The sequence below is a fragment of the Mucilaginibacter sp. GW822-FHT03E02 genome, assembly GCF_058801545.1.
The window spans coordinates 123,500-143,797 of record NZ_JBXANJ010000002.1 but is presented as its reverse complement, the minus strand read 5'-3'; the positions used below and the strand labels follow the sequence as shown (position 1 = coordinate 143,797).

General features: G+C 40.8%; 18 protein-coding genes and 1 tRNA gene. 5 read left to right on the top strand and 14 right to left on the bottom strand.

Annotated elements, in window-relative coordinates; all coding sequences use genetic code 11:
• Window positions 1-831: 831 nt before the first annotated feature.
• Window positions 832-963, bottom strand: coding sequence for a hypothetical protein (locus tag AC1RM2_RS27655; RefSeq protein ID WP_492988391.1), 132 nt, complete (start codon window positions 961-963; stop codon window positions 832-834).
• Between the two features lie 57 nt (window positions 964-1,020).
• On the opposite strand from AC1RM2_RS27655, the gene AC1RM2_RS27650 reads away from it, so the two are divergent.
• Window positions 1,021-1,620, top strand: coding sequence for a hypothetical protein (locus AC1RM2_RS27650; protein ID WP_492988390.1), 600 nt, complete (start codon window positions 1,021-1,023; stop codon window positions 1,618-1,620).
• A 95-nt stretch (window positions 1,621-1,715) separates the two neighbouring features.
• Here AC1RM2_RS27650 and AC1RM2_RS27645 read toward each other — a convergent pair whose 3' ends face one another.
• The 3 genes from AC1RM2_RS27645 to AC1RM2_RS27635 all read right to left on the bottom strand — a co-directional run bounded on the left by AC1RM2_RS27645 (window position 1,716) and on the right by AC1RM2_RS27635 (window position 3,951).
• Window positions 1,716-2,447 (bottom strand): SDR family oxidoreductase, encoded by a 732-nt coding sequence (locus AC1RM2_RS27645; RefSeq protein ID WP_492988389.1) that lies wholly within the window; start codon window positions 2,445-2,447, stop codon window positions 1,716-1,718.
• Window positions 2,448-2,568: 121 nt separating this feature from the next.
• The gene (locus tag AC1RM2_RS27640) at window positions 2,569-3,480 is read right to left on the bottom strand and encodes a helix-turn-helix domain-containing protein (protein WP_492988388.1); all 912 of its coding nucleotides are present in this window, start codon (window positions 3,478-3,480) and stop codon (window positions 2,569-2,571) included.
• Between the two features lie 120 nt (window positions 3,481-3,600).
• The gene (locus tag AC1RM2_RS27635; RefSeq protein ID WP_492988387.1) at window positions 3,601-3,951 is read right to left on the bottom strand and encodes a winged helix-turn-helix transcriptional regulator; all 351 of its coding nucleotides are present in this window, start codon (window positions 3,949-3,951) and stop codon (window positions 3,601-3,603) included.
• Window positions 3,952-4,016: 65 nt separating this feature from the next.
• Between AC1RM2_RS27635 and AC1RM2_RS27630 the strand changes: the two genes are divergently transcribed.
• On the top strand, window positions 4,017-4,814 hold the full coding sequence (locus AC1RM2_RS27630) for an NADPH-dependent F420 reductase (RefSeq protein WP_492989287.1): 798 nt from the start codon (window positions 4,017-4,019) through the stop codon (window positions 4,812-4,814).
• A gap of 177 nt (window positions 4,815-4,991) precedes the next feature.
• On the opposite strand, the gene AC1RM2_RS27625 is transcribed toward AC1RM2_RS27630, so the two are convergent.
• Window positions 4,992-5,065, bottom strand: a tRNA-Ile gene (locus tag AC1RM2_RS27625).
• A 64-nt stretch (window positions 5,066-5,129) separates the two neighbouring features.
• Here AC1RM2_RS27625 and AC1RM2_RS27620 point away from each other — a divergent pair.
• Complete coding sequence (locus AC1RM2_RS27620; RefSeq protein ID WP_492988386.1) at window positions 5,130-5,759, top strand: HAD family hydrolase; 630 nt, start codon at window positions 5,130-5,132, stop codon at window positions 5,757-5,759.
• 60 nt (window positions 5,760-5,819) lie between these two features.
• On the opposite strand, the gene AC1RM2_RS27615 is transcribed toward AC1RM2_RS27620, so the two are convergent.
• The 9 genes from AC1RM2_RS27615 to AC1RM2_RS27575 all read right to left on the bottom strand — a co-directional run bounded on the left by AC1RM2_RS27615 (window position 5,820) and on the right by AC1RM2_RS27575 (window position 14,987).
• Window positions 5,820-6,797, bottom strand: a complete 978-nt coding sequence (locus AC1RM2_RS27615; RefSeq protein WP_492988385.1) for a GlxA family transcriptional regulator — start codon at window positions 6,795-6,797, stop codon at window positions 5,820-5,822.
• 136 nt (window positions 6,798-6,933) lie between these two features.
• A complete protein-coding gene (locus AC1RM2_RS27610) occupies window positions 6,934-7,437 on the bottom strand; it encodes an RICIN domain-containing protein (RefSeq protein WP_492988384.1) in 504 nt (167 codons plus the stop codon).
• 999 nt (window positions 7,438-8,436) lie between these two features.
• A complete protein-coding gene (locus AC1RM2_RS27605; RefSeq protein ID WP_492988383.1) occupies window positions 8,437-9,273 on the bottom strand; it encodes a TlpA family protein disulfide reductase in 837 nt (278 codons plus the stop codon).
• A gap of 27 nt (window positions 9,274-9,300) precedes the next feature.
• Window positions 9,301-10,065 (bottom strand): hypothetical protein, encoded by a 765-nt coding sequence (locus tag AC1RM2_RS27600; protein ID WP_492988382.1) that lies wholly within the window; start codon window positions 10,063-10,065, stop codon window positions 9,301-9,303.
• A gap of 17 nt (window positions 10,066-10,082) precedes the next feature.
• Complete coding sequence (locus AC1RM2_RS27595) at window positions 10,083-10,454, bottom strand: GntR family transcriptional regulator (RefSeq protein WP_492988381.1); 372 nt, start codon at window positions 10,452-10,454, stop codon at window positions 10,083-10,085.
• Window positions 10,455-10,472: 18 nt separating this feature from the next.
• Window positions 10,473-11,369: a hypothetical protein gene (locus AC1RM2_RS27590; protein ID WP_492988380.1), complete on the bottom strand. Its 897-nt coding sequence runs from the start codon at window positions 11,367-11,369 to the stop codon at window positions 10,473-10,475.
• Window positions 11,370-11,375: 6 nt separating this feature from the next.
• A complete protein-coding gene (locus AC1RM2_RS27585; RefSeq protein ID WP_492988379.1) occupies window positions 11,376-12,209 on the bottom strand; it encodes an ABC transporter ATP-binding protein in 834 nt (277 codons plus the stop codon).
• Window positions 12,210-12,470: 261 nt separating this feature from the next.
• The gene (locus tag AC1RM2_RS27580; protein WP_492988378.1) at window positions 12,471-14,354 is read right to left on the bottom strand and encodes a CocE/NonD family hydrolase; all 1,884 of its coding nucleotides are present in this window, start codon (window positions 14,352-14,354) and stop codon (window positions 12,471-12,473) included.
• Window positions 14,355-14,504: 150 nt separating this feature from the next.
• The gene (locus AC1RM2_RS27575) at window positions 14,505-14,987 is read right to left on the bottom strand and encodes a VOC family protein (protein WP_492988377.1); all 483 of its coding nucleotides are present in this window, start codon (window positions 14,985-14,987) and stop codon (window positions 14,505-14,507) included.
• Between the two features lie 307 nt (window positions 14,988-15,294).
• Here AC1RM2_RS27575 and AC1RM2_RS27570 point away from each other — a divergent pair, with 307 nt between their 5' ends.
• Complete coding sequence (locus AC1RM2_RS27570; protein WP_492988376.1) at window positions 15,295-18,672, top strand: SusC/RagA family TonB-linked outer membrane protein; 3,378 nt, start codon at window positions 15,295-15,297, stop codon at window positions 18,670-18,672.
• A 26-nt stretch (window positions 18,673-18,698) separates the two neighbouring features.
• Entirely contained in the window at window positions 18,699-20,276 is a 1,578-nt protein-coding gene (locus tag AC1RM2_RS27565) for a SusD/RagB family nutrient-binding outer membrane lipoprotein (protein WP_492988375.1), read from the top strand.
• Window positions 20,277-20,298 lie beyond the last annotated feature (22 nt).

Genomic DNA, 20,298 nt, shown 5'->3' with positions numbered 1-20,298 from the left:
AAGAAATTTTGTAACACTGAGATAGTATCAATATGGCGAAAGCGCGTTGGCAGACAAGGAACCGGTTTGGGTAATTCCGAAAATTTAAATTTTGCGATACTTATTCCGAAGGTTTCCATCGAAAAAGATTGCGAAACATATCCACTTTATGGAATTAAACCTCAAACAGGCCGGACAGAATAGATGATAATGAAAATGATTTAGTCCTGGAAATTTAAAGAGTATTTGAAACAAATCCCCAAAAGGGATTAGAATACCTGAAAAATAATTCAAATTTCTGATTAATAGCACATTACTTGATAGCGGGAAGATTCTGACAGAAAAATGCCTTAGCTAAAAAAAACAATTAAACCTCTAACAGTCAAACTGTTAGAGGTTTAAACTTATTATAGTAGCCCAAAACTTACAAAAACGCGAACACTTTTGAGGCTGATTTGACTCTTGCGGCAACAATAAATGACGATACATGGGCCTCTAAATAGCATTTAAAGCCCGGTTGGAATGTCAACCGGGCTTTTATGCCTTTGTTCGTTTTTGTAGTTGATGGTTATTTTTAAATTATTGGGAGTAGACCCGATTATGGTTATGCAATCCCAAATTTTTTATTTTTTGTATCGATAATCGAAATACGGGGCGTTCGCAATCGTACGGTACCATGTCCGCAATCGTTACATTAATTCGAACCAATAAAATACAATTCGCTTTATATTAATAAGTTAATGGTTTGGAACAGGAATTGAAGTAAAGAATAACTTGAATGAATATATCTTCCATATCACTCCTTATGACCTGGTATTTCTGGGAGCAATATTTATAGGGCTCTCTTTTGCTCTACAGTTGGGATTCGCCAAAAGGATCAACCGGGCAGCAAACCGCTTTTTGAGTTTGGTCCTGGCAATAGTGGTCCTGTGGCTGCTTTGGATACTGGGTAGGGATATCGGTATTGATCGCTATTTTCCTCATTGGAGCTGGTTGCTGCTGCAATTTTCTTTGGCTTTAGGCCCACTTATTTTCTTTTATGTGCTCAAGATAACCCGGCCGGAGTATAAATTCCGGTTTAACGATCTGCTGCATTTAAGCCCGCTGTTGCTGGAGTTGGGTGCCCGGGCATTGGAGATAAAGGAAAGTATCAGCACGGGTGCAGCCACTTATCATACGCTGACCTTTCAGCAACTCGACCCTGTTTTACAATTGCTGGCTTTTCTTTCGGTCGGTGCCTACTTGTACGCGTCTCACAGGCTGATAGAACACTTTTACCGACGCCTGAAATTTACCGGGAATGACCGGTACCGCTATGAATTGCACTGGCTATATCGTTTGCTGACGGGTTTCGGCTTGTTATGGCTTTTGTGGATCCCTTTTACAGCAGTTGATTATTTTTACTACCACAACCATTTAAGCATCCATGCTTATTATCCTTTGTATCTTCTTTTAGCGGCAACGGCCATCTGGATGGCGGCGGTGGCTTTTTTAAGGCAGGAGGCCGGCGCGCTGATCGCCCCTGCTCCGTTTTTAAAGCCGCCGCTTCCTGCGGAAAACAAAGCAAAGGGGTGTTTGGCTAAAGAAAGCCATGAAAGAGAACGGCTAAGGGTATATTGTCATGTTCTCATAAGAGGTTAACTTTCATGCCTTAAAACTAACAAAATAGATTCAAATTATCTTTTATCTATTTTGTTATATCATAGTGTTCTATTTAATCATAGAAGTCAGGGTATCTACCATGGCAATACCTCACCAGACTCAGAAAAAGTGCCCGTTAGTCCATTGTCATCCAGCAGGGCTAATGCTACGCCTGTTTTCGCGCCGTCTTCAGGTGTAAGAGGCGCCTGGTCAGAGCCAAGGGATGTTTTAACCCAGCCAGGATTTGCTGCGTTTACTTTTATTTTAGTTTCGCGGAGTGCATTAGCCAGAAAAACTGTGAACTGGTTCAATGCCGTTTTTGACGCACTATAAGCATAAGGTTTTAAAGCGTATAACCAATGTTCTTTATCCAAATGAGCACCAAAGGAACCGGACAAGCTGCTGATGTTTACAATACGCCCTGCTTTGCTTTTTTTGATTGCGGCCAATAATGCCTGAGTCAGCTCTACGGTACCGAAATAATTAATATCAAAAGTATCCCGCAGGATTTGTATGGGTACAGTTTCCGTGTTATTTCCGAACCACGCGCCGTCTAAGAATACGGCTGCATTGTTGATTAGAATGTCCAAGACACCATATTCGCTTTCAATATATTTTCTAACGTCATCAATATCAGTCGGATTACTGATGTCAAGTTTAACAAAGGTGACATCTAATGATGCTTCTCTTAAGGCCGCTTCCGCTTTTTTACCTTCAGTTTCATTTCTTGCCCCTAATAAAACTTTGATGTTATGTTGTGCAAGTTGTTTCGCTGTTTCAAAACCAATGCCCTTATTGGCTCCGGTCACTAATGCTATCTTTGTCATATTTGCAAATTGTTTAATTACAATGCAAAGGTAGAGCGGATGGCGTAGCCAATGTTAGCGCAAATAAAACCGATCCTTACTAAAATCAAACTTTCTTGTCTCAGAGCTTTGATGCAGCAAACTATTCTTTACGTAGTTTTCTGTATTCTGTAGGAGAACTGCTGGCATGCTTTTTAAAAAATAAATTGAAATGTGACGGCTCCTCGAAGCCGAGTGCAGAGGAGATCTCCGCAATGTTCCAGTTGGTTAATTTTAATAAGATCTTAGCCTCCTGAACAAGTCTTGCAGCGATGATCTCTGTTACGGTACTTCCTTTAGATAATTTTACCTGGCGGTTCAAATAATTGGGATGGAGTGACAGGCTGTCTGCGAAATCCTTCGCGGTTTTAAATTTAATCGCATCCTGCGGGGATTCTATGGGAAACTGGGATTCTAATAATCTGATAAAGGAACAGGCAATAACTTCGGTTGTATTATTTGTTTTTACGAATGAGCTAACCGGGGCGAGCTTTTGTGCATTAAAAATGATTTCAAGTAAATAAGTGCGCTGAAGATTATCTTTAAAGGCGCTATTGGCTCGTGTTTCATCAAATATTTTAATGTAGATATCAATAAAATCTTTCGTTTGCTCATCTGTGAGCGAATAGATGTTCTGCCTTCCTGGTTTATAAATCGGGAATTCAAGTAAACGATAACCGCTGTTAGCCTTAGTAATAAACTCCTCTTTAAACATGCAGCTGATCCCGGCGTATCCCAAACCAGTCTCGTGAATCCCAAAAGGAATTTTGGTAGTGGTGAAAAGTAAGGAGTTACCCGAAATATCAATGTTTCTATCTTCAAATTCAAGTCGATATTCCCCCTGCAATAAAGTGGCGGTGTAAAATATCTTCCTGCTATATTTAAATGAAAAAACCGGGTTATCAGCTATGCCAAGATCCAGTATATGAAAATTATCTGCATCATTTTGAATGGTGCCTGGTATTGCAGAAGATTTTTGCGGGACGATAAAAGATTGAGCAGCTGATATTCTCATATACCAAAGTAATAAAAAAATAAATAAAAACCGTTGTTGGTATCACTCTCTGGGTCTCATAGCGAGAACTGACACGATTTAGCATTACTGATTAAGGGTAGAGGATGACTAAGTAAATCATTATTCCCGTTCCGTGACCTTTTTACGGTGATTTAAACCCCAGTCTTTCAAGGAATAAATGATCGGCGTCAGCGTATCAGCATATTGAGCCAATTGATAGGTGATCTTCACCGGGTAGCCATCGATCACAGTCCTGACGACCAAACGGTTCTGTTCGAGGTCTTTCAGTTCTTTGGCCAAAACTTTGGGCGTAATACCGGGGATACTTTGCTGTATATCGGTGAACCGATCGTTTCCAACGCCTACAGAAATAATAATGGGTAGTTTCCATTTACCATTGATCACTTCGAGTGCATCCCTCACAGGCTTTATCGTTTCGATGCAATCACAGTATACTTTTTTTGCTGCCATAAACGCTCATTAAAACTATTCCACTTTCCTTCGGGAAAGTACTATACAAAGGAAAGTAAAAATTCATCAATTTTGCAAAAGAATTTATTAAGGATTTAAAAGCAAACGTAATGAAAATAGGAATTATAGGCGCCGGTGCTATCGGCGGTACCATCGCAAAGAAATTGGCTATAGCCGGTCACGAGGTAAAGATTTACAGCCAGGGAGAGCAGCAGCGTTTGGAAGAAAGAGCCCTGGAGCTGGGCGTATCGGCATCCACTAAAGATCAAATCATAGCAGATGTCGAAGTACTTATCGTCTCCGTTCCCGCAATAGCTATCCCCGAATTATCAGATCTTATGGCAAAAGTTTCTGACAATGTGATCGTGATCGATACGTCGAACTATTACCCTTTCCGGGATGGCGAGATCGAAGACTTGAAGAATGGCAAAGTCGAGAGTGTATGGGTTTCAGAAACCCTGGGACGACCCGTGATCAAAGCTTTTAACAATTTACTGGCGCATAGCCTTGAACATGGCGGCAAATCTGAAGGTGCCAAAGGCCGGATCGCGATGGCGGTGTCGGGCGACGATCACCAGGCGAAAGAGGTAGTATCCGCCCTGATCAACAATACGGGTTTCGATGCTGTGGACGCCGGTACGCTGGCAGATTCCTGGAGGCACCAACCGGGCACTCCGGCCTATTGTACCGAATTGGGCGTGGCAGATCTCAGGCGAGCCCTCGTCAATGGCGACAAAGAAAATGCGCCAAACCTGCGGGATCGGGCTATTGGGAAATTTATGAAATTTTCAACACCGCCTACACATGAAGAAGTCGTAGCGCTTAACCGTTCATTGTTTCCTAAAACCCCTAAAAAGCATTGATCAGCAAAGGGGGGATATTAAATGAAAAGGATGATATCACAAATTGTGATGCCACCCTGATTCCTAATTAATTATTCCAGTTGTTTCTTCAAATCCTCTTTAAGGATTCGAATAAAACAAAAAACCCTCTAAATCAACAATTTAGAGGGTTTTACGAAGCGGTTAAACTTCATTTTGTGCGCCCACCTGGGCTCGAACCAGGGACCAAAAGATTATGAGTCTTCTACTCTAACCGACTGAGCTATAGGCGCGGTTATTTGTGTTTATTTAACGGGTGCAATTTTACATATTTGTAGTCAATTTACAAAACCCTTTATGCAAAATATCAAAAATATCATCTTCGACTACGGTAATGTTATCTTTAATATCGATTTCAGACGGGCTCAGCAAGGCTGGAACGAGTTGGGTATCAGTAATGCAGCTGAGTTTTTTGGTCATAAACAACAGGACGAAATTTTTGATAAATTTGATAGGGGAGAGGTGTCTGCCGGGGAGTTTAGAGACTATATCAGGCAAAAATCGGGCAATCATGGCCTTACAGATAGCCAAATAAATGACACGTGGAACAGTATGTTGCTCGGAATTGAGCCAGGGAACCACGAATTACTGTTGGATTTGAAAACAAAATACCGCACATTTTTATTGAGTAATATCAACGCTATCCATTATGATCACATTATGGCATACCTGAAAGATGATTTTGGGTTTGATGGCAACGATCACCTTTTCGAAAAAACGTATTACTCGCATCTTACCGGCAAGCGCAAGCCCGAAGCCAGGATATTCCAAATGGTATTGGATGAAAATAACCTGAACCCCGTCGAGACGCTTTTTATAGATGATAGTCCACAGCATTTGGAGGGTGCCCAAAAGCTGGGGATCCAGACACTTTTAATGACTAAGCCTGATACTATTCAGCAGTTTTTTAAACGATCGGGTTTATAACCGGAATTCAAATGGGGCTCGGTAACTTTATTGCACGGATATGTTAAAGGGGCCAATTAATTAGTTCAAATATTCGCGTTGATATTTGTTCCTGTAATCCATCGGAGACAGGCCGGTAATACGTTTAAATGTATTACGGAAAGCTTTATTATCGGTATAGCCAACGTTATACATTACCTCGTTAACATTATCGCGCGACCTTTCCAGGCTTACTTTGGCAGCTTCGATCTTTACCCGCTGAATGTATTCGGCTACGGTATTGGAGGTAGCTTTTTTAAAGCGGCGTTCCAGGTTGCGCCTGCCTAAGGCAAACATGGAGGCCAGTTGTTCGACGCTTATTTTTTCTGAATAGTTTTTCTCTATAAATTCCTGTGCTTTTTTTATCGGATCGTCTGAGTGGTCTTTTTGTCCCTGGAAAATAATAAATGATGATTGATTGGTACGTTCCATTTCGATAGCAAATACCTTTGAGCTTAAAATGGCCATATCGCGGCCAGCAAACTTTTCAATCAGGTACAAGATCAGGTTAAGGTAAGAGAAGGCACCGCCACTTGAGTAAATTCCCTGCTCGTCGGTAATGATTTTTTCGGTAACCAGGTTTACATCCGGGAACATCGTACGAAATTGGTTAGCAGCCATCCAGTGGGTGGCACAGCTTTTACCTTTCAGCAAGCCGGTTGAAGCCAGCAGGAATGCTCCCATACATAAACTGGCAATTTCGGCCCCGTTTTTATATTGATCAATTATCCAGGGGATAAATTCCTTGTTGTTTTCAATAGCGCTCCTTATTTCGCCGTCAAGCGCAGGGATAATGATCAGATCTGTTTTTTTAATATCCGAGATTAAAAGATGTGAATTTACGGTGAAACAACCACCACTGATTGGCGTTTCTTTTTGCAGGCCAACAAGCTCAACTTTAAAAACAGGATCTTTTCCCATTGATAAAAAGAACTGGTTTACCTGGGTAAATAACTGGCGCGAACCTTCAAGGCTGCCTAATATAGCGCCTTTGGGTATCAGGATAGATATATGCTTCATATCTCAAAAATATAATAAAGCGTTAATGCAAACAATAGTTTAATGTTTGTTGTTTTTTTTTCTGATACACTTATGATGTACACAGGCTAATACTATTACCAAAATAGTTAAGGCCGGTTGCCTCATTTTTTAATACCTACATGGCAGGAGACTGTTCATATATCGTCCATAACTGTTCGGGTGTGCTTCTTTTGGATGTCAGGATAATGGCCGAGTTTACTTTGCCCTTAATATCGGCCGGCGTTAGGTATAAATCGGTGCCTTTCAATTTAATAAGATAAGTATCTTTTTTTATGCCGATAAATTCATATTGCTGGTTAGGCGAAGCATCAACCAGGGGTTGCTCCTCAAATGCTACGTCGATATCGGCCTTTGTAACCGGTTGGAAAGTTTTGCTGGTGAGTAAGTTTTGTAGCTGGTAGCTAATTCCACCTGGAATTTTAAAATTCCAGGTCATGCATTTCCAATTTTCGGGATAGTAGGCAACCAAGGACGTGCCATTTTTTGATCCGGCATCCTTCACCCTTATCAGCATACCAGTTTGTACGTTTTTGATGGCATAGTTGCCTTTAATATCCTGGGCCGAACCAAAAAATGAGAGCGAAAGCTGAAAGCTCAGAAGCACTAATGTTTTTTTCATGGTTAGGTAAATGGTTAAACTATTAAACCAACCCTCAATTTAACCAAATTGTTTGATTATTGGCACACTTGGCTAAAAACAGTTTGGCATACCCGTAATTATGAAATTCGGCCGCAATTTGGAATATAGTTGCCTTGTTTGGCAGGTTTTTGGCGGATTTTTTAGGATATTTTGTCAGTATCCCTGGGTTGTGTCATGTTATATGACAAATTGGCAAAAAAAATGTCAAAAGGCTAAGGAGATAAAAATCGACAGTTAATAACCCTGTTTTTTTGTTGAAACAACAAATGAAGCCATATTTTTTCAGGTAAAAGGCTTTTTTGGAACATATTTTTCTTTTTCTTAAGGTGAAATACATCAATTTTTAGTTATGTCAGGTTTTTGTGACATGATTTTATTGATTTCGGATGATCGGAAATTTTACTTCTGAAAAAAAGAGTTTATTTTTTTATTGCTTCTTAAAGCATCTTTTTATTTTTCGAAATAGCCCTTCAAGTTTTATGAATTTTAAAATACCGCAATTTTATTTTTTTGCTTTTTAGCCTTTAAAAACCCGGCGATTTTTATGGCATGTTTTTAGTCGATGACTGTTCAGGAAACCGAAAATGTTTATCACTTAAGCCCATATAAATTAGGGATTTATGCGATTAACAATATGCTTCCTGGAGCTATTAATAATATATAAATCACTTAAAAAATTAAAACTATGTTAATCGTATTAGAAGTTGCCGCATTTTTAGCAGTTATTGTATTACCGTTAATTCCAGCTAAAAAAGTTGCGAAATAATTAGGTATCAATCCCCATCAATAATTTTATAATCATTAAAAAATTAAAATCATGTTAATCGTATTAGAAGTTGCCCTGTTTTTAGCAGTTATCATCGTTCCTTTGATCCCAGCTAAAAAAGTTGCGAAATAATTAAGCATTACATTTAGTTGTAAACAAAAGATGGATAGCGTTTAGGCTACCCATCTTTTTTGTTTTATAAGGATAGGTTTTTATTGCTGATTTAAATAAATATCCAATTGCCCGTACAGCTGTTGTTTATCACCCGGGCTTGGGGCGGCGTTGATTACTACGTTACCTGCTTTACTTGTAATAAGGTAACGGGGCATATAAACCATAGCAGTATCGTTGTCAAGTGCATTGTGGTATAAGTTGTCGTACGCTTTATCGTCCAGGAAAATATGGCTGCCGTCTATTTTATATTTTTCTATCTGTTGTTTCCACAAATACTGGTTTCCCCGGGATATATACAGGTAAGCTATGTTGGCGTTTGTTTTGTACCTCGATTTTAAGGGTTGGGTAAAGTTTTCAAACTCGGCCAGGCAGGGACCGCAGGTTGTGCCCCAAAAATCAACATACACCACTTTGCCTTTAAAATTATCGGCTATCAGTTTTTTAAACGAGACGTCGCCTTCATTAACGTTGATAAACTTTGCACCCTGTGGTGTATTCAGTGTCATCACCCACAAAAGTTTTAAACCTAAAAACACAATTGCCAGGCTAACTATGTGCAGCAATGGTTTAAGGAAGCCCGTTTTATTGCTCTTTACAAACTTTTTGAGCATATAGATACTGGCGATTAAGAACAACAGGCTAAAAAAAGCTTTAAATGCGACAAGTAATGTTAAAGCCTGGTTGCGCTCAAATGCTTTATCTAAAATTGCCGCTTTATCGTGCTTGCTAAAAGTGTAAACGTCCTGCACTGCGTAAATAACCTGTTCTCTTACTTCTGTTTGCCAGGCAAGATAATGCGTTCCGATATCGATTAATAGTAAGGGCACGAATGCCAGTAAGATGGCCCCGATCCAAAAGTTTACTGATCTGATCATGACTTATGCGATTATAACTTTCAAAATTCAATGCAGCTGATTTTGCATATAAGTTGCCCTGCCTGTAAGTTGAATGTTAGCAGTACTATCAAGCCGACCGGGATGGAACTGACTGGCGGGTTTTTCATCAACTTTAAGACTGCTTTTGCCCAGAAGTGAGTAGTTAAGCATACTAATACGATTGCTTTTTGTAACGCTTACATATGAGCTGTCTGCCGCCACTATATCCAGTTTTTTAATTGACAGGTTGTTTACCTGGTAATGACTGCCATCAGCAACATGCAGTTTTAAAGAATCGGCATTGTTTAGGTTGCCGGCTATAGTTACAAAAGCGAATTTAATATCAACAGATTGAACATCGTCTGCAAAAATCTTTACGATATCACCCTCATCATTCCAGTTCCTGGCGTTATTATCAAATTTGTCTCTTACCCGGAACGCTATAAACAACGTGTCGTTTTTTACCACAGTTTCCAGGTTCTCCTTTAAATCATTATTTACTGTTACTGTATTTGCGCCGGGATGTGTTGTTTGGTTGTTTTTGCCAATCCAGATGCGGGCCATCCACTGTTCAAAGCTGCCGGTTTGTTTCATCTTAAGCGATCCATCTATCACTATATGTTTAAACGCTGGCGAAACAGGCTTGGTAACAAATACGCTGTTATCCTGCGGGTACAGGTCGCGGTTAAAGTTACCTCTGTTGTACTGGACTTTAAGGAGCAGATTGTAGGCCAGTAATGATACCGGGATACAGGTAAAAAGTATGATGATTAATTTTGTGCTGGTTTTCATAAAATTGATATTAAGGTTTAGCTGTTAGGTTTATTTATAAATTCCTGGTACCTGCTTTGCAAATCGTTTCCGGGGATGCCAAGCATCTGCATTTTTTTAAACAGGAGGGGCAATTCTTCGTCCATAAACTGGTCTCGCCTTGTTTTCAGGATGTTTTTTGCAGCGTTGGCCTGCACAAAATAACCCATGCCACGTTTTGTGTAAATTATTTCCTGGGCTTGCAGGTGCTCATATGATCGCATTACTGTGTTGGGGTTTACCTCCAGCATAACGGCAAGCTCACGTACCGAAGGTATTTTTTCATCCTCCTGCCATACCTTTAGTTGTATTTTGTCGCACACATAATCTGCTATTTGCAGGTATATGGCTTGTGTATTGTTAAAATCCATGGTTTTTACCTTTGAGGGTTACAATTCTTTTTCTTTAAGCCTAAACCAGGTAATTAACCATAAAAAAGGTATGCTTATCACAAGCAGGGCGTAAAATGCTGCGTTGTATTTATTACGTACTTCCATGTTGTATGATATATAATTAACGCCGTTGTGCTTTTTCTTCACAAACCAGTTGTTAATCTCCATTTCGGAATAGGGCATTGCAGAGCGAATTCGTGTCCAGGTGGATTCTTTCACTTCTTTATGGCCTACAATATTGTGGTTTACATCGTAATAGGTTTCGCTGATGTTGGCAATAACAGGTTTTCCGGTATCTACAGTTACTATCTGCCGGGCAACCAAAGGATTTAAAATTATCACCCCAAAAAATACAACAATTACCAATATCGCCGATTTTATAAATACGTAGCGCTTAAACAACACCGAGCAAAATAGTGCCACACTTTGAAGTATCAGGAATATGAAAATAAATATCAATTCTTCCTGGTCCCCATTCACGGTGTACAGTAAGTTGTTACTACCAATCAGCTCTCGATCTATATAATGGCCAAAGGCTATTAAAGGGTATATTATGGCAACAAAACAAACCGGGAAAACAATGATACTATATATTGCGGCCACAACAAATTTTTCAATGGCCGATGCGGGGAGCATTAAAGCCTGGATGCCGGCATGTTTAGTATTAAACTGGCTTAAAATGGTGGTGGCAAAAATGCTTCCGGCTACTACCATACTTAAAAAAAACAGGTTTTTCTGGGAGCGCTTGTCAAAGCCTTCAAACGATGATATATTGTATATGATCAGGCCGGCAATGATCCCTGCCATGGCCAGCATACCTAATATGTAAAGTTGCTGGTTTTCGGCCCATTGCTTGCGTATCAGCAACCAAATTCTGTGTATTGAAACTTGCATGTTTTTTTAGTTAAATTGTGAAAGCACCTGTTGTTTTTCGGTAAGTACGGCGTTAAAAAACATCTCCATATCCAGCCTCGAGTTTTCTTTTTTGTGGTTAATGGCTACCACAGCGTAGCCTTTTAAGGCACCCTCGCTGTAAATGGGGCTGGCAACGTCGTCAAGGTTCATCACCTGCTTAAAGGCAAGTTTATCGGTTATGTTTTCTACCGGCTGGTTGAGGATAATTTGCTGGTCTTCCAGTATCATTACATAATCAATGAGGCTATCCAGATCTTTTACCTGGTGGGTACTGATGATAATGAGCTGATCATCCTTAATTACGCCGGCAATAATTTTGCGAAATTGTTTTTTGGATGGGATATCAAGACCATTGGTTGGCTCGTCCATCAGTAATACCTTTGCCTGTGTGGCCAGCGCGAAGCTTATTAACACTTTCTTTTTTTGACCATAACTCATACGCTGTAGTTTGTTGTCCTGCGGAATTTCAAACTCAGTTAAAAAGCGGTAAAACATGTCATGGTCAAACGCTGGGTAGAAGGGGGCATAAATACTGAGGTAGTTTTTGATAGATACGTTAGGCAGGTAAATTTCTTCGGGCAGCAGGTAAACCTGCTGTAAAAACTCTGGAGATCGCTGTGCCGGGTTTTGGCCGGCTACATCGCAGGAGCCGCTTAGCGGAAACAAAAGCCCGCAAATATTATGCAGCAAGCTGGATTTGCCTGCGCCGTTGCGCCCAAGTAGCCCGTAAATATGTCCCGGCTTTATGCGCAGGTTAAGGTTGTTAAGTACCAATTGATTTTTTTGGTACCCAAAGTTTAGGTGGTTAATGCTAATCATGGAGTTTAATTTAGTGTACTACTATATTAGTACACTGCAATGATAATACAGATTCATCACAACTCCAAATTTTAAATGAAATTTATTTTAGTATCAGGCACTTAGTATCAAGTCAGGACGAAAAGGAGAACAGCGATTGCGATAGATAGGGGATGTGAGATAAAGACAGCTAAGCTATAGTGGTTAAAACGTCGCTCAATAAAAAACGGATTAACGATTTGTTTCGCTAACCCTTTTTCTGGTTATTAATTTTTTTAACTGTTAATTTTCTAATACGGTAACTTTTACCGACGATTTGTTTTGTACGTCGTGGTAAATACGGTGGGTTGCTTTCTGGAAATCGGCATCGGTGGCCTGGTATATATCCACAAACTTTTGCGGGTTGCGGTCAACCAGCGGGAACCAGGAGTTTTGTACCTGGATCATAATGCGATGACCTTTCCTGAAGGTATGGCCAACATCGGGCAGTGCATATTTTACTTCGGTAACTTTACCGGGAACAAATGCTTCCGGTTTTTCGAACGAATTACGGAAACGCCCCCTGAACACTTCGCCACGGATAAGCATCTGGTAACCGGCAAGGGTTACATTTTTAGGATTGGGGTTTGCATTAGGGTAATCATCAGGGAAAACATCAATCAGCTTTACTACATAGTCGGCATCGGTACCGGTTGTTGATGCAAACAGATCGGCCATTACAGGGCCTGTCAGGGTCATATCTTCCGTAAGGGTATCTGTTTGGTAAACCTTAACATCGGGCCTGCGGCCGGCAAAACGTTGGTCGTCCAGCATATATTCGCGCGTACGGCCTTTTTGGATGCCGTCCTGGTAAGGTACGGGCGCATTCGGATCGCTTACATATTCGTCAAAACTATCAGTTGCCGATGGAGCAGTGAATGACAATTTGCCATCAGGCTGAAAGTAAAGTGTTTTTTCGGTGGTGTTTTTTGGCGGCCATGTTTCAAACTTTTTCCATTGGTTGCTGCCTGTTATGAATATGCTGGCCTCGGGTAACTCCATTTTGCCTTCATCTTTCAAATAGTAATTAAAAAACGGAAGTTCGATGTTTTCGCGGAACCATTCGGCTGTATTAGATCCGAAATTCTGATCGGCAAAAAGCGTAGCATCTTTGCTTTCCCATCCGCCGTGGAACCATGGACCCATAACCAGCATGTTTTTATGACTTTGCGGGTTTTGTTTTTCCAGTGCATCATACACATGCAAGGCACCAAAGCAATCTTCGGCGTCAAAAAAACCTCCGACAGTCATGGTAGCCGGTTTGATGTTGACTAAGTGCGGGCGGATGTTCATTGCTTTCCAAAATGCATCATAATTAGGGTGCGACATTAAATCGTTCCAGAATTTGATTGAATCGCCCATGTATTTCTTTTTGAAATTGGGCAACGCACCCATTTCCAGGTAAAATTTGTAGTTATCCTTAAATACAGGTTTAATATTGCTTTTAAATTCTTTTGGTGTAATAGGCTTGGGCCGCGGGATGCCAAAGCCACTGTAAAAGTTAAATGCATCCATCATCATAAACGCACCATTGTGGTGAAAATCGTCGCCTATAAACCAATCGGTAACCGGAGCCTGTGGCGATACAGCCTTCAATGCGGGGTGTGCGTTTGGCAACGAGGCACTGGAATAAAAGCCAGGGTAGGAGATACCTTCAATACCAACGCGGCCATTATTATTCGGCAGGTTTTTTACCAGCCAGTCAATAGTATCATAAGTATCGGTGCTTTCGTCAATATCGGTTTTGCTTTTTTTCTTATCCAAAATAGGGCGTACATCTACGTAGTCGCCTTCACTCATCCACCGGCCACGCACATCCTGGTAAACAAAAATATACCCTGCCCTGGCAAACAACATGTTTTGACCAAGTGTGCGCCTGTATTCGTTTTCGCCATAAGGGGCAACGGTATACGGCGTACGCGTCATCATGATGGGGTACTTTTTTGATTGATCTTTCGGCAGGTAAATGGAAGTGAAAAGTTTTTTACCGTCGCGCATGGTAATGTACTTTTCCATCTTGGTGTAATTGTCCTTGATATAGGTGGCATCGTCAGATGGCGGGACAGTTTGTGCGCCCGCAAGCGAACAGCATAAAGCAAGCCCTAAGCAGAGTAGCAGTTGTTTCATAAGTCAGTCAGTTAATTTAAACTGCAATTTAATAAATAAAGCCAGGTTTAGGCTGTTTGCCAACTTAATTGTTACAATGCGCCCGAAAATTATGCACGGTAAAACCGGCCAGGCTGTTTGCAAACTGGCTGGTTATTATATTAGGTGTTGTTACTTACCATCGTAAGCGTCCTGCAAATCCTTAACAATAAGCTTATCCATTTTCATCATGGCTTGCATAGCCCTTGCCGAGCCTTCACGGTCTGCTCCATATAAAACCTTGGTCAGGGTGTCGGGTACTATTTGCCACGACAGACCAAATTTATCTTTCAGCCATCCGCAGCGCGATTTTTGGCCACCTTCGGATAGTTTTTCCCAAAAGTAATCTACTTCTCCCTGGTGTTTACAATCAACAAACAACGATACTGCCTCGTTGAATTTAAACATCGGGCCGCCGTTAAGCGCCATAAACTGCTGGCCTGCCAAACTGAATGTACCCGTCATTAGTCTGCCTGTTTTGCCGGGGCCTGCATCGCCGTACCGCGCAAGGTCGCCTATGGCCGATCCTTCAAATACAGCAATATAAAAATTGATGGCTTCTTCGGCATTATTGTCGAACCATAAAAACGGGGTGATCTTTTGTCTGATTTCCATAATAGTAGGGTTGTTGAATTGATTTTGAATGATCAAATGTAGCCGTAAACCGGTCATATTAGTGCGGGCCGATCAAGACATTTTAGCGGGTCATATACGGCAATAGTTAAATTAATAAAAAGAAATAATGCAATTAATCAATAAGATATATTTTTCCCTGGGGTTATGATTTTAACAAAATTTAACATTTTGGATATGTTAAGCGCCTAAAAATCATTTTCTTCATGATTTCTTAATTCTTTAATGTTACGCTAACAATTCGGGCTTAACACTGCGGTAATAGTTTTGCAAGAAAAATAAACTTGCGATGGAAAAAAATTTACTCAAAGTTTCTCGATGGTTACTTATTATAATTGCCTCGGTATTTATATGCAGTAACCTGTACGCCCAGAATACAACAATTAGGGGTATTGTTTTGGATGAAAATAACCAGCCTTTTCCGGGGGTGGCTGTTCAGATTAAAGGAACCTCGACGGGTACGGTCACAGGCCGCGAAGGCCGTTTTACCATTGGTGCCTCAAAAGGCCAGGTTTTAACGTTTAAATTCCTCGGTTACGCACCGCAGGAGGTTGAAATTGGTACCGATCCCAATCTTTCGGTAACAATGAAAACCGATTCAAAAGCTTTAACGGAAGTTGTGGTGACAGCTTACGGTATAAAAAAAGAAGTAAGGAAAATTGGTTACTCTGTTCAGGAAGTTAAAGGCCCTGAATTGGTTAAAGCCCGTGAACCTAACCCTATCAACTCATTAGCAGGTAAAGTTGCCGGTTTAACAGTAGGTACCAATGCCGAATTATTGGGCAGGCCCGAAATTGTTTTACGTGGTAGCAAGGATTTGCTTTTTGTGGTTGACGGCAGCCCGATCAACTCGGATACCTGGAATATAAGCCCCGATGATATCGATACCTATACTATATTAAAAGGACCCAATGCCGCAGCATTGTATGGTTCAAGAGGTATAAACGGTGCAATTATTATTACTACTAAAAAAGGAACAAACGATAAAAAAGGTTGGGAAGTTAACTTAAACAGCAGCACTTTGTTTGAAGGTGGCCTTATTGCAGCGCCTGAAGCACAAACAGAATACGGACGCGGTAATGCTTACCATTATGAGTACCAGGCTAAAGATAACAGTAACGTTTATGTACCTGCTGCCGATGCTTTGTACGATAACGGCAACCGTTTAGGTGAATACGGTCCACGCTTTGAAGGCCAGTTATTGCGTCAGTACGATAGCCCTTACAATACCGTAACAGGTGTACGTACGCCAACTCCGTGGATTGCCCGTGGTAAAGACAACTTCGCTAATTTCAGACAAACAGGTATTATATCTACCAACAACCTGGCCGTTGCAGCAAGCGGTTCAAATTACAACATCAGGTTGTCATATACGCACCTTTACCAAAAAGGTATGTTCCCGAATACTAAGTTAAATTCTGACAACTTCAGCCTTAATTCGAGCTATAACATAACATCAAAGCTGAGCATTGATGGAAGTATGAACTTTAACAAACAGTATACTCCAAACATTCCTGATGTTAGCTACGGCCCAAACAGTTATATATACATGTTTAAAGTGTATGGGTCGGCAGATTATGACGTGCGCGACCTGAAAGATATTTACAAGGGCCCAATGGGCGTACCTAACCTGGTACAATATGCACAGGAATACGGCCGTTTGAATAACCCGTGGTTTATGGCCGAAAAATGGCTGCGTGGTCATGACAAGACTGATATTTATGCTTATTTGCGTTTAAACTACAAGATCTCTAAAGATCTTAATGTTAGTTTGCGTTCACAAGTATCTACCTGGAACCAGCAAAGAACAGAGCAGGTTCCGTCATCGGCCAACTTAAATGCTTACACACAATGGTATAAATTTGGCTGGTATGGTGATTATCGCCAAGATGACCGTAAGTTGTTTGAAAACAATACCGATTTACAGTTAAACTACAACAAAACCTTTGGCAAATTCATATTTACAGGTTTATTGGGTGCCAACTCGCGTTCATTTACCTACGATTCATTCTACGGTACAACACGCGCTTTGGCGATTCCGAACGTATACGGATTATCAAACTCTTTGCAACCTGCGCTTACCTATAACTGGAATTCAAAAATGCAGGTTTATAGCGGTTACTATTCATTTGATATTGCCTACGATAAGTACCTTAACGTAAACACTACAGGCCGGGTTGATAAATTGTCAACTTTTGCTTCCGGTCATGATACCTTCTTTTATCCATCAGTTTCATTGTCGACAGCAGTTTCTGACTATGTTGACCTGCCAGAAGCCATCAGTTTCTTAAAATTCCGCGCTTCTGAAGCGGTACTTAAAAGCGGTTTAACAATGTCAACTATTGGTACCGCTTATAAACAGGTTACAAACACAGGTGCAACCACAAACACATTACTGGGCTACGGTACTGAATTATATAGTTCATATGATGGACCAACTTATAGTAATCAGGATCTTGCATCTTATACAACATTATATAATAATTCTGCATCAGTAGGTTACTCAAATACCAAAGCCAACCCCGAATTAAAGTCCCTTAAAAGGATATCATACGAAGCGGGTATGGATATTAAATTCCTGCAAAATCGTTTAGGTTTGGATGTAACTTATTTTGATACACAGAATGGGCCGCAAATTTATCCGTTCCCGGTTGACCCGGCAACTGGTTTTACCGCTCAAAACGAAAACGCGGTTACTACAAAAAGAGCCGGTTGGGAAGTAGCATTAACAGGTTCTCCTTTCCGCAACAAAGACGGATTCTCATGGGACATTAATTTAAATTATTCTACATTTAAAGAAACGCTTTCATCAATTGGTTACGGAACCAACTCTACAATTGCACTTGTACCTAACCATAGCTTTGCAGTTGGCGATAGAGTTGATGAAGTATACGGAACTAAATTTTTAAGAGATGGTTCGGGTAACATTGTTTATGATGCAAGCGGTGCCTTATTAAAAGCTTCCGGATCAAACAGTCAGTTATATGGTGCATTAGGCCATTTAAATCCTGATTTTACCTTTGGTATCAACAACAGGTTCTCGTACAAAAACTTTAGCTTCAGTTTCCAGGTTGACGGCCGTATAGGCGGAGTGATTTACGATTATAACTATTATGCCGCCAGGCAGGGTGGTACTGATCTATCTACCGTTAACGGTGTAATTGGTGCCGCACGTTTAGCGGAGTGGCAATCAACCAAAACCGGTACACAAGCGCCAACTCCTTCATTATTAGGTAACGAAAGCGGTGCCGGTGTTACCATCACCAGTGGTACCCCTAAATATCAAAACGGTGTTATATCAAACTTAAGCGATCTTACATTCGCGCCTAATACCAAGGCAATAACTGTACAAGGTTATTTGAACGGTAACGTTAAATCTATCGATGAATCATTCATGATCAGCAGATCATTTGCCAAATTACGTGAAGTAACGCTTGGTTATAACGTTCCCTCTAAATACCTGAAAAACAGGGCTATCAAAGCGGTATCAATATCGTTGGTAGGCAGAAACCTTTTATATTTTGCAGCACGTAAGGACTTTGACATTGATCAATACGCTTCTGGTTTCGACTCGACTACCGGTACTACCGGTGGTGCCCAGGCTAATGGCGCATTACAAAGTACAACTGCCCGCAGGTATGGTTTCAACCTAAACGTAACATTCTAAAAATTTTATAAAACATATTTATAAAGATGAAAGCTTTTAAAATAATAACAGCAGCCGTTGTATTGACGATGTCGATCACGAGCTGTCAAAAGGGAGACCTTAACCTGAATCCCAACGCGGTTAACGCGAACTCGGCGATCCCGGTTTCACTAATCGTTAACCACCTTACCGCTATACTGGTTAGATCGGATGAGATGCCATTTGGTGGTGATGTTTATAAAAATAATCAGTTCCAGGTATCTAACTATGCTAAATATTGGGGCACTAATGAAGATAGCTGGTCATACAGCGCTCATAGTTACGAGATATTGAAGTATGCCGTGCAATTGGAGTTTCAGGCAAAAACGCAATTTGGTAACACAACTAACAAGTATTTTGCCATATCAAAGTTCTTTCGTGCGTACTCAGCAGTTTGGTTAGCACAAAGGGTAGGTGATATTCCGATGACCCAGGCAGGCGATATTGCAAATTATGTTACCCCGGCTTTTGATACACAGCACGATGTTTATAAAAACTCGTTGAAACTGCTGGACGATGCTAATGCTATTTTAGCAGCTCTGGGCTCACCAGGAACCGTTTTGGATGGTGGCGATATTTTTGCGTTAACCAACCTGCAATGGCAAAAAGTTATCAATACCTATAAATTAAGAGTATTGATAAGCCTGAGCAAAAGAGCTGATGACAACGCCGATTTAAACATCAAATCGCAGTTTGCCGCTATATTGGGTAACGCAGCTACCTATCCTATAATGACAAGCAATAGTGATAACGTTGTTTACAAATATACAACTGCAACTCCGTATCCTATTTTCGCTTCGGGTAGCAACTCATATAATAACTTTATGAATGTGGGTAAACCGGTATTGGATATTACAACATCTACCAAAGATCCGCGGACATATTTGATGGCTACTCCGGTGAAAACTACTGATGTTGGTAATTTTGCAAACTATATTGGTGCCGATCCGGGTACTGCGTTGGCTACATTGCAAAACGAAGGCCCTACCGGCAAATATTCGTTTTTTAACGCTCAACGTTACTTGGGTGATGCTACAGGCAGTAAAGCCGAGCCTTTTATTTTTATTGGTTATCCTGAAATGAGCTTTAATATTGCCGAAGGTATCAATAGGGGCTGGGTTGCAACACTTACCGCCGCTGATGCTAAAACCTGGTACGATAAAGGTATTGCTGCCTCGTTTAGTAACTTTGGTTTAAATGTTGCCACAAACTCAACAGTAACTATATCAGATGCAGCGGGTAAAAGTCTTGGTACTGTTACCACAGATAACGCCACATTCCTGGCCAATGTGAGCTACAATGTAGCGTCGCCAACTGCTGCCCTTGCTCAGATTTTACAACAAAAATATGTGGCCTTGTTCATGAACTCTGGCTGGGAAGCATTTCTTAACCACCGTCGTACCGGCTTACCTGCGCAATTTAGCGAAGGTGGCACTGGTATTGGCACTGCAGGCGGTAAGTTGCCGCGCCGTTGGTTATATCCTTTAGATGAGATTAATGCTAATGGTGCCAATTACCAAAAAGCAATAAGCAGCCAGTTTGGTGGAACTGATGATGTATTTAAAGACACATGGTTAACAAAATAAAATCAACCTAAACAATACACTT